At 64.9% G+C, this 7,497-nt stretch carries 6 protein-coding genes; 2 read left to right on the forward strand and 4 right to left on the reverse strand.

What is annotated here, in order from left to right:
• Nucleotides 1-20: 20 nt before the first annotated feature.
• From pstS to psbQ, 3 genes are all read right to left on the reverse strand, one after another.
• Nucleotides 21-1,028, reverse strand: a complete 1,008-nt coding sequence (pstS, locus tag KQ297_RS08415; RefSeq protein ID WP_259739021.1) for a phosphate ABC transporter substrate-binding protein PstS — start codon at nucleotides 1,026-1,028, stop codon at nucleotides 21-23.
• A 67-nt stretch (nucleotides 1,029-1,095) separates the two neighbouring features.
• Nucleotides 1,096-2,154, reverse strand: a complete 1,059-nt coding sequence (locus tag KQ297_RS08420) for an FAD-binding oxidoreductase (RefSeq protein WP_259739022.1) — start codon at nucleotides 2,152-2,154, stop codon at nucleotides 1,096-1,098.
• Nucleotides 2,155-2,204: 50 nt separating this feature from the next.
• Entirely contained in the window at nucleotides 2,205-2,702 is a 498-nt protein-coding gene (psbQ, locus tag KQ297_RS08425; protein WP_185474778.1) for a photosystem II protein PsbQ, read from the reverse strand.
• A gap of 116 nt (nucleotides 2,703-2,818) precedes the next feature.
• Between psbQ and purU the strand changes: the two genes are divergently transcribed.
• Complete coding sequence (gene purU, locus KQ297_RS08430) at nucleotides 2,819-3,673, forward strand: formyltetrahydrofolate deformylase (protein WP_259739023.1); 855 nt, start codon at nucleotides 2,819-2,821, stop codon at nucleotides 3,671-3,673.
• Complete coding sequence (locus tag KQ297_RS08435) at nucleotides 3,670-4,965, forward strand: O-antigen ligase (RefSeq protein ID WP_259739024.1); 1,296 nt, start codon at nucleotides 3,670-3,672, stop codon at nucleotides 4,963-4,965. Before purU ends, KQ297_RS08435 begins: the two co-directional genes overlap by 4 nt.
• Here the strand turns inward: KQ297_RS08435 and KQ297_RS08440 are convergent.
• Nucleotides 4,957-7,086: a S8 family serine peptidase gene (locus KQ297_RS08440; RefSeq protein ID WP_259739025.1), complete on the reverse strand. Its 2,130-nt coding sequence runs from the start codon at nucleotides 7,084-7,086 to the stop codon at nucleotides 4,957-4,959. The genes KQ297_RS08435 and KQ297_RS08440 overlap by 9 nt on opposite strands.
• Between the last annotated feature and the right edge of the window lie 411 nt (nucleotides 7,087-7,497).

Here is a 7,497-nt window from a genome sequence, read left to right on the forward strand (position 1 = left end):
TTCGGAGTGAGTGATTGGAGTTATTCGCCGATGCTGGCCAGGGCCTCCTTGGCTTTGGTCACCACCTCAGGCGGCAGGCTCACGTAGCCGAGTTCTGGTGCCAGTGCCTGCGCCTCGGGCGAGAGAGTTTGCTCGAACACCTTCTTGAGCAGCGGTGTCTTCTCGCCATTGCCGCTCTTGTAGAGCAGAATCCAGGTGAAGGTCACGATCGGGTAGCCTGTTGAGGGGTTGGGATCACTGCCGACAAGATCAGGACCGATGTCGATGGCGCCCAGAGCTGCGCTGGCCGTTTCGTTGGTGGGTTTGAGCATCTCACCGCCTTGGTTCTCGACGGCTGCGGCTTGCAGTTCCCCCTGCACATAGGCGGTTTCGACATAGCCGATGCCACCGGGGCTCTGCTTCAGCGTGGCGGCGACGCCCTCATTGCCCTTGGCGCCCACGCCCGTGGGCCAGGCCACGGATTTAGCCGAGCCGGGACCGTTCTTCCAGTCGTCGCTGAAGGCCGAGAGGCTCTTTGTGAAGTTGTAGGTGGTGCCGGAGCCGTCGGAGCGGTGCACCACGGTGATCGCCTTGTCCTCGCAGCCCAGTTCCTTGAAGTTCTTGATCTTGCCAAGGAACACGTCCGCCACCTGCTGCTGGCTGAGCATGAGGTCGCAACCCGGCAGGTTGTAGGCCACGGCAATGGCGCCCGCCGTCATCGGCACCTGCACCACACCCCGCTGAACCTTGGCGATGTCCTTCTCTTTCATCGGTGCGTCGGAAGCTCCGAAATCGATGGTGCCGGCCACGAACTGCCGCACGCCCGCCCCGGATCCCACCGACTGGTAGTTGACGTTGATGCCACCGGAGGAGAGATCCTGGAACCAACGCTGATAAATCGAGGCCGGGAAGGAGGCCCCGGCTCCATTCAGGCTGCCGGTGAGTCCACCACCGTCGTCGCCTCCTCCACAGGCGGTAAGGGCCAGGGTGAAGGAGAGCCCCAGGGCCGTTCCGACCTTGGCGAGGGGCTTGAGCTGGCTTGATTTCATGATGGAAGGGAAAGGCTTCGGACCTGCAGTCACCTGGCAACGCTATCCAGCCATCTCCCCAAATACGTTAACGGCAGGTAAGGAATCCTTCGATCTGCTCGAGGGCCCACTGGGCGGAACCCGGTGCCAGCAGAACACCGTTGCGGTAGTGACCACTCAGCAGCAGCAGCCCCGGCTCAAGCTTCTCCAGCAGTGGGGCTGGTTGGCCCTGGGGTCGGGCCCGCAGTCCCTGCCAGCGGCGGATCACCGTCGCCTCCCGCAGCCAGCTCGGTGCCGCACCGCCCAGCTGCCGCATCGGCTCCAGCAGGCTGGGGTCGGCCTGCTCTCCTGGCTCGAGGGTCGCCCCCAGCCAGAGTCCGCCGCCGGGTCTGGGCACCAGGTTGAGGCCCTGCCAGACCACTGGGCAGGGCCATCGGATCGGCGCGGCCGGTGCGAGCTCCAGGCACTGCCCGAGCACCGGCTGCAGCGGCAGCTGGTGCCCCAGGGGGCGCAGCAGCGCCTCGCTGGCCAGGCCTGCGGCGACCACCAGCCAGTCGACCTCAACCGGGGTGATGGCTGAGCGGCGGTGGATCCTCCAGCCTGCCGGCCTCCGCTCCAGTGCCACCACCCGCTCGCCGCTGAGCTGAAGGCCACAGCGCAGTCCATCCCGCCGAAAGGCCGCCATGGCGGCCAGGGGGTCCAGCTGCCCGTCCTGGGCGGAGTGGAGGCCTCCCATCCCCTCAGGCTGATCCCCGAGTTCCAGTTCCCTCAGCTGCGACGGCTCCCACCAACTCAGCGGAAAGCCCATGGCCTGGCGTTGTTCCTGCAGCTGCCGCAGCCGCTTCTGGTCGTCGGGGTCACGCGCCAGCAGCAACAGGCCGGCCTGAAAGGGGATCGGGCAGCCTCGTTCGCTCAGCTCCTGGCGCCAGCGCCGCCAGAGCCCCAGGGAGGTCTGCCGCAGGCGCCAGGCGCGGCCCTTGCTGCGATGAAACACATGGGCCATCAGCACCCCCAGGGCCGCGGCACTGCCGCTGCGGCTCTCCTGGGGGGTTGTCCCCAGGGCATCCGGGGCGATCAGCTGCACCCGATGGCCATGTCGCTGAAGCAGCCAGGCTGTGGCCAGGGCGACGATGCCGCCGCCGATCACCCCGATCGAGCGGGACTCAATTGCCTTCAGCGGCGTTGGTGGCGTGGAGCTCAGGCTTCGGAGCCGCTGGCCAGAGCGGCGGCGGGGAGCACCTCGGCATAGGAGCCGAAGCTGCTGGCCACCTTGATGTAGCCCTTGCGCAGCCGTTCTCCATCCTGGAGCCGGGCGGCCTCATCGAGCTCGGCGAGGGCGCTCTTGAGCTGGCTGGCCCGCGCGCTGGCTTCGGCGCGGTCGGCAGGCAGCAGCCGCTGGTTGATGTAGAGCATTTCGCGTCCCACTTCCTGCATGGGGCCGTGGATGAGGTTGCGGGTGAAGATCCAGTTCCTCTCATTCACCAGGGACGCCAGTTCGGGCAGCCTGTCCTTGGCGGCGAGGAAGCCTTCGGCCTGCCGTTGGATGATCGCCATGTCGGCGGGGCTGATGCTGGGGGGTTTCCTGGTCTGGCCGCCATCGCAGGCCACCAGTCCGAAGCTGAGGACCACGGCGAGGGCCACGAGGGCCAGCCGCCTCAGCGCCTGACGAAAGGTGGAAACCAGCTGAGCGGCCATGGCGAACACCGAGGTGAGGGGCGACTGTACGCCGCGCGGGCATGGCTGTCTGCCCTGCTGACGACTGGCCTGGGGAGCGCCGGGCACAATGCCCTTCGAGACAGGCCCCGGTGCCGATGAGCGTGCCCACAGCGATTCTGCAGGTGATCTGCCCCGACCGTCCCGGCCTGGTCAGTGAGCTCTCCAGCTGGGTGGCGGCCAACGGCGGCAACATCCGCCATGCCGATCACCACACCGACGCCGGAGCGGGTCTGTTCCTCAGCCGGATCGAATGGCAGCTGGCCGGCTTCGGGCTGCCGCGGCAGGCGGTGACCGCGGCGGTGAACGCCCTGGTGGAACGGCTCGGTGGGGAAGGTCAGCTTCATTTCTCCGATGCCACAGCGCGGGTGGCGATCTTCGTGAGCAAACAGGACCACTGCCTGGTGGATCTGCTCTGGCGGACCCGGGCCGGCGAGTTGCCGATGCAGGTGCCGCTGGTGATCTCCAACCATCCCGATCTGCGCTCGCTGGCCGAGGATTTCGGCGCCAGCTTCATGCATGTGCCGGTTCAGACCTCCTCCAAGGCCGAGGCCGAGCGGACGCAGTTGCAGCTGCTCGATGAGCATGGCATCGAGCTGGTGGTGCTGGCGAAGTACATGCAGGTGCTCAGCCCTGACTTCCTGGCGCGCTTTTCCTCGGTGATCAACATCCACCACTCCTTCCTGCCCGCCTTCAAGGGGGCTCAGCCCTACCACCGGGCCTGGGAGCGGGGCGTGAAACTGATCGGAGCCACCGCGCACTACGTGACCGAGGATCTCGATGGCGGACCGATCATCGAGCAGGCCACAGTGCCCGTCAGCCACCGGGATGAAGTGGAGGACCTGATCCGCAAGGGCCGGGACATGGAGCGGCTGGCCCTGGCCCGGGCCCTGCGCCTGCACCTGCGTCGTCAGGTGATGGTCTATAGGGGTCGCACCGCCGTGTTCTCGTGACGCAGGCGTGCCTCCGCCGACTCGATGCTGTGCGGCCCCCGGGCGCCTCGCCCCTGGGCTGGCGCTGCTTTCAGCTCGGGTTGCTGTTGCTGGCGAGTTCGGCTCTGTTGGCCGGCGTGCTGTTGCTGGTGGCCCTGATCCTGGGCTGCCGAGGGCGCCGTCCCTGGCTGCAGGATCGGGTCAACCAGGTGCTGCTGCTGGTGTCGGGGCTGATGGTGCTGGGCTGTGTCACCGCCTCCAGCGGTTGGCTGGCCTGGGTGGGCCTGGCCAACTGGCTGCCGTTCTTCTGGGCGTTCTGGGGATTTCTGCCTTACCTGGCCTCGGCGCCGGCCCGGCGCCGCGTGGCGCTCTGGCTGGTGGCCGGCACCGTGCCGGTGATCCTCACCGGCCTGGGGCAACTGTTCTGGGGCTGGAGTGGACCGTTCCAGGTCCTGGGGGGAGCGATCATCTGGCACCTCAAGGCCGGTGGCAATCCGCCCGGGCGCTTGGCCGGACTGTTCGACTACGCCAACATCGCCGGGGCCTGGCTGGCTCTGGTCTGGCCCTTCGCCCTGGCGACCCTGCTGCAGCGGGCCCAGTCGTGGCGCGGCCGCCTGCCGGCCTTGCTGATCACGGTGAGCCTGGTGGCCGCCATGGCCCTCACCGACTCCCGCAACGCCTGGGGTGCCCTGGTGCTGGCGCTTCCCCTGGTGGCGGGTCCGGCCCGCTGGATCTGGCTGCTGCCCCTGCTTTTGTTGCTGCTCATCCCCGTGGGACTGGCCAGCCTGCCCGGGGTGCCGCTGGCGTTGCAGCAGCCGGCCCGCGCCCTGGTTCCCGCTGTGATCTGGGAGCGGCTGAGTGATCTGGAATTCGCCGGCCGCCGGCCCCTGGCCATCACCCGGGTCAACCAGTGGGGGGTGGCCCTGCAGCTGGTGGCGGAACGCCCCTGGCTCGGCTGGGGTGCCGCCGCCTTCAGCGTGATCTATCCCCTGCGCACGGCAGGCATCTGGCACGGCCATCCCCACAACCTTCCGATCGATCTGGCGGTCAGCCATGGCGCCCTGGTGGCCGTGCTGCTGGTGGGACTGGTGCTGGTGCTGCAGATTCAAGCGGCCCGCCTCGGCATGGCCAGCGGCGCTTTGTTCGAGCGGGCCTGGTGGGCGTCCTTCCTGGTGTTGATGGCGCTTCACGCCACCGATATCCCCCTCTACGACAGCCGCATCAACATCGCCGGCTGGGTGCTGCTGTGCGGGCTGCGCGCCTACACGCTCGGCCCGGAACCGCGGCGCCAGGGTGGGGTCAGCTCAGATTGAGGGCAATTCGAAGCCAGCCAGGCTGTTGGTGTCCAGGCCCCATTCGCTGCCATCAAAGAACACTCCTTCAAAGGATCCCTGTGTGAAAGAGCCCAGCTGGGTTGGTTTGAAGGTGAACACGTCCTCATTGGCGCCGTTGATACCCCCGGCGCTGAAGTTTCCGGCCGTGGTGATGTACAGCGTCTGTCCGTCGATCGCGAGCCCGTTGATGTTCTCCGAACCGCCGGAGAGTCCCACGTCGGAACCATCCAGATAGGTGCCCCAGGAGCCCGAGGTTCTCTGCCCGAGTCTCGTGGGCCTGAAGGCAATGATGTCTTCTCCGGAGCCACTGGCTCCGCGTACGGAAAAGGATCCACGGGTCGAGATGAGCAGGTTCCCCGTCACGGGGTCCAGGGCGAAGGCATCGATCGCTTCGCCTGAGCGCGTCAGGCGGACATCGCTGCCATCGAAGTACATCTCGGCGCTGTATTGGCCGTCGTCGCCTTTGCTCAACCGGAGTATGTCGGAGTCGTCGTAATTGGTGCCCTGGAAAGAGGCGGGGCTTCTCAGGGAGATGAGCAGTTCGTCGAATCCGTTGAGAAACTGGAAGCCGTCGATGTCGAGCCCCCCCAGACCGACGTCATCGCCCTTCAGGGCCTGGAAGAAACCGCTGCCATCGAAAGCGATGATGTCATTCGTCTGGACATCGAGGTCATTCAGCGTGGTGGCAGTGGCAAGCGTGAAATAAAGCTGAGCGGGATCGTTGGTGGTTGGTGGGGAGTCCGGCGTTTCGTCGTTGATGTCGTCATTCTGAATCGTTCCGCTGGCCGTGGACGGCGTTTCAAGATTCGCTCCGATGGGGTTCTCAAGCGACAGGGAGAAGGTTTCGTCGGCTTCGACCTCGGAGTCTGCAGCCACCTCCAGAGTGATCATGGCCTCGGCCTGGCCGGCATCGAAGCTGAGGGTGCCGTTGGTGGGGCCCTCGAAGTCACTGGCCGTGGCTGAGCCTGCAATCAGCTCCCAATTAATTGTACTTACGGAGCTCAGATCTCCGCTGCGCCTCACGGCGTACTGGAAGGATGTGCTGGTGGTGGTGGAGCCTTCATTCTGAGATAACTCCGTCGTGAGGAAACTCAGGGTTGGTAGCGGTGGAGGTGAAACAGGGGGGCTGGATGCGCTCGATACCAGTCCAAAAGGGTCGCTCTGGATGCCGGTTGGGGTGGAGACGTCATCGCTGCCGCTCAGGCCGCCCATCAGCAGCGCCCCGGCCGCATGGGGTGCAGCCATCGAGGTGCCATTGAGGTAGTAGAGAGAAAAGGTACCGGTTCTACTGTTGCGATACCAGGAGATCACCCGCACTCCCGGCTCGGCAAAATCCACCTTGTCGGTGGCGCCGGGCGCTACGTTGTCGTAGTTGCTGAAGGACGCCAACTGATAATTGGCGTCCACAGCGGAAATGGTGTAAACGTTATCAAGGTCGCCGGCACGTGCAGGTGAGGTGTTGTCGACATCCTGAGAGCTATTGCCAGCAGAGATCGCAAATCTGACTCCTTGATTGGCGGCGATAGAGATGGCCTCGTCGAGCGCATCGTTGCCAGGCCCGCCCAGACTCATGTTGATGACGCTGTTGCTGATGTTGCTGGGGTTGTTGTCGAGGATGATGCCGGTGGCATGGTTGACGGCACTGATGATGCTGGAGTACGAGCCGCTTCCCCGAGCGTTCAGGGCCTTGAGTGGCACCACCGTTGCCCCCGGTGCAACACCCACGACACCGAGGCCGTTGCCGACGATGCCAGCGATCGTCCCCGCTACGTGCGTTCCGTGGCCGTTGTCATCCGTGGTGGCGCTCACTCCCGAGATCCAGGATCGTGACCAGGTCGTGTTGACGTTCAGATCTTCGGTACTGGTGGTGATGCCGGTATCGATCACGAAGGCCACGCCACCTTCACCGACGTTGGTGGTCGGGGGTGAGCCATTCCAGACGGCCTTGACGCCGTAGGTCATCCACTCCCCGTTCTCAATGCTGTCGACCTGTGGTGCGGGGAGGGAGGATGCGCTCAGTCCCTGCGCTGCCAGTTCTGCCATCTCACCAGAGGAGGTGACGGCGGTCGGCTCGGCGCTGGGGTCAAGGAAGTTGGCCACCGCGTCCGCCGTGACACTCTTGACGCCATCGAGGGACTTAAGGAGCTTGGCATCCTGTTCGGAGAGGGCAATCGTGAAACCGTTGAGATATTCGAAGACTTCTGATGGCGCCGCCCCTTTTTGCCTAGCTTGGTGAGGATCTTCTTCAGTTTTTTGTCAATCTTTTCCTGGCGATCCTTGGGATCGTCGAGGAATACGATGTACAGGTCTTCCTGGCCATTGCCTGCCATGTCTTTCCCCTGGTTGCGCATGTGAATACTTATCCTCTATCTTAGGGCTTGCTGAAATTCGTTTCCCAGCTGTCGTGACGCATCAAGGGCGATGCTCGGACAAGCCTGTTCCTAGTCAATAGATCAAGGAATGGCTGAATGAAGTTGCCTAGTAAGCACCCAAAAGCGCTGCACGACGCTC

It is taken from the genome of Synechococcus sp. CS-205, from assembly GCF_025128255.1.
In the GTDB taxonomy this organism is placed as follows: domain Bacteria; phylum Cyanobacteriota; class Cyanobacteriia; order PCC-6307; family Cyanobiaceae; genus Regnicoccus_A.

Excerpts from the sequence above, each read along its gene's own strand:
- pstS (WP_259739021.1), bottom strand. The coding sequence starts at position 1,028 with ATGAAATCAAGCCAGCTCAAGCCCCTCGCCAAGGTCGGAACGGCCCTG.
- psbQ (WP_185474778.1), bottom strand. The coding sequence starts at position 2,702 with ATGGCCGCTCAGCTGGTTTCCACCTTTCGTCAGGCGCTGAGGCGGCTG.
- purU (WP_259739023.1), top strand. The coding sequence starts at position 2,819 with ATGAGCGTGCCCACAGCGATTCTGCAGGTGATCTGCCCCGACCGTCCC.